The sequence below is a fragment of the Candidatus Protofrankia californiensis genome, assembly GCF_900634765.1.
Taxonomy (GTDB): domain Bacteria; phylum Actinomycetota; class Actinomycetes; order Frankiales; family Frankiaceae; genus Protofrankia; species Protofrankia californiensis.
Genome location: NZ_CAAAFT010000198.1, coordinates 17,147 through 19,421 on the forward strand (window position 1 = coordinate 17,147; position 2,275 = coordinate 19,421).

A 2,275-nucleotide genomic window follows, 5' to 3' on the forward strand; every position below is an offset into this window, starting at 1 on the left:
TGCGGGCCGAGCTTTCCACCTGGATCGCGGGGCAGTGGGAGCCGTGGGCGAATACGGCCCGTCCCGCGCGCTCCGCCCGGCTGCTCTATCAAAGGCTGTACGACCTGCGGCTTCGGCTTGCGCGGGACAATGCCACGCATGAACTGGTGTGGGGGCATGGCATTTTGTCCTGGGCTCCCGACGGGCAACCGATTGATCATCCTCTGCTCATCACCCGCCTGACGATTGAGATGGATCCCGACAGCGGAGAGCTGAGCGTGGTACCGGACGGGTATCCCGGCATCGAGACCGACCCGTTGCACGGGTTGGGGATCGCCGCGCTCGACGAGCTGACCGCACTGCGCGATGCCGTCCGCGCGAGCCCGCCGGACCCGTGGGGCGAGGACGGGCTGACCGAGGTGTATCAGCAGGTCGTCGCCCCTCTGGGCCTCGACGCCCGGGTTCTGTCCGGCCCGCGGAGCCCGTTCGACGATCACGTCCCGCCGCCGGCGGCCGCGCCCGTGCTGGTGGACACCTGGGTGGTGTTCGTCCGGCCTCGTCCCGCGCTCTACCAGCGGTTTTACGCGGAACTGCGGCAGGTTCTCACCGAGCGTGACGTGTTGCCGGAAGCGCTTGCCGCAGTCGTGGGTAACGACGGCGACAGCCGGGTCTCGGCCGGTGACCCGACCGCAACCGCGACACCCGATGACGGCGCCGGTCTGCTCGGGCAGCGGCTGCTGATGCCGCTGCCGACCAACGACGAGCAGGAACGCATCGCCATCCAGCTGGAACGGGCCCGCGGGGTGACGGTGCAGGGCCCGCCGGGCACAGGCAAGAGCCACACGATCGCGAATCTTGTGAGTCATCTCGTCGCCCACGGTCGGCGTGTGCTGGTCACGGCGCACAACGAGCAGGCCCTTGCCGTCCTTCGGGACAAGATCCCACCCGAGCTGCGCGACTTGTCGATCGCGGTGCTCGGCTCCACCTCCGCAGCCCTCGGCGAGCTCCGCGCCTCCGCACAAATGATCATGGATGCGGTGTCGAGTATCGACGAGCGGACCGAGCGCGCGACGGTCGCGGCGCTCGTCAAGGACCTCGACGCCGCTCGCGCCGAGCAACGTCGGCTGGAGCTGCGGCTCGTCGACCTGCTCGCGGGCGAGGCCGCGGAGTTTCCCCTCGCCGACGGGCCGGCAAAGGCCGCGCGGGTGGCCGACTGGATCGCCAGCCACGAAACCGACTGGGACCGCATACCGGACCGGCTCGCCGAGCACCAGCGTCCCCCGCTGTCGGTGGCCGAAGTCGACGAGCTGATCCGGCTCGCCGCCATCGCCACGGCGGACGCGACCGCGGCCCGTCACGATCTGCCGGCATGGCAGAGTCTGCCGTCGGCCGGCCAGCTCGCTGAGCAATATCGGCTGCTTGACGGGCTACGCGACGAGCTTGCCGAGCTGGAGGCCCAGGGCACCTCCTTCGCCGCCGTGGACACGTTGGGTGAAGATGCTCTTGCCGGTCTCGTCCGTGAGGTCCATGCGGCGGCGGCCCGTGTCTCGGCAGCCGAGGAGCCGTGGCTGGCAACCGTACGCGCGCAGGTCGCGCAGTCGGAGGCATTCGCGGGTTTCTGGGCGGAGCAGGCCGACCAGCTCGCCGCTGATACCCGGCTGATCGTGGAGTTGCGCCGGGCGACCTTCGGCAGGACGGTCGTTGTCGCGGAAGGCGATCCCCGCGTCCAGGAAGCGATGCTCGATGAGTTTGCCGACAGATTCGCCGCCGGCAAGGGCGTCCCTCGGGTGGGCGGCAGGGATCTGCGCGCCTTTCACGCCAATACCCGGCTCGACGGCCTCGAACTGCGCACGGCCGGCGACGTCGAGACGGTCCGGGCGAAGATCCGGGAGCGGACGACTGTCGCCGCCGCCGGACGCCGTTACCACGACCTGGTCGGCATGCTCGGAGCACCGCCGCTGTCGCCCGACTCTCCTGCGTTCGTACCGAGTCTGGAGAGCAACGTCGCCCGGTTGCGCGACGCGATTGCGTGGGAGGTCACCGACGGACCGGTGCTTCTGGGCCGGCTTCGCGCCGTCCTGCCCGGCATGCCCGCCCGGCCGACGGGCGCGCGGCTGACCGCCGCGGGCGCAATCCTGGAGGCGGCCGCGAAACGCGGGAGGGAACGCCAACTCACGGCGTGGTTCGACAATTGGCGTACATACCTCGGCAGCGGCGGTAAGCAGCCGAATCCGGGGCCCTTGTGGGGGATGCTGCGCGACATCCTCGACCGGCGTGACTTCCCCGCGTGGACGGC

1 protein-coding gene is annotated in these 2,275 nt (G+C 70.4%); it reads left to right on the forward strand.

What is annotated here, in order from left to right:
- Window positions 1-2,275: AAA domain-containing protein (locus DD1DGNOD_RS10920; RefSeq protein ID WP_165036593.1), on the forward strand; the 2,275-nt coding region annotated here is incomplete at both ends.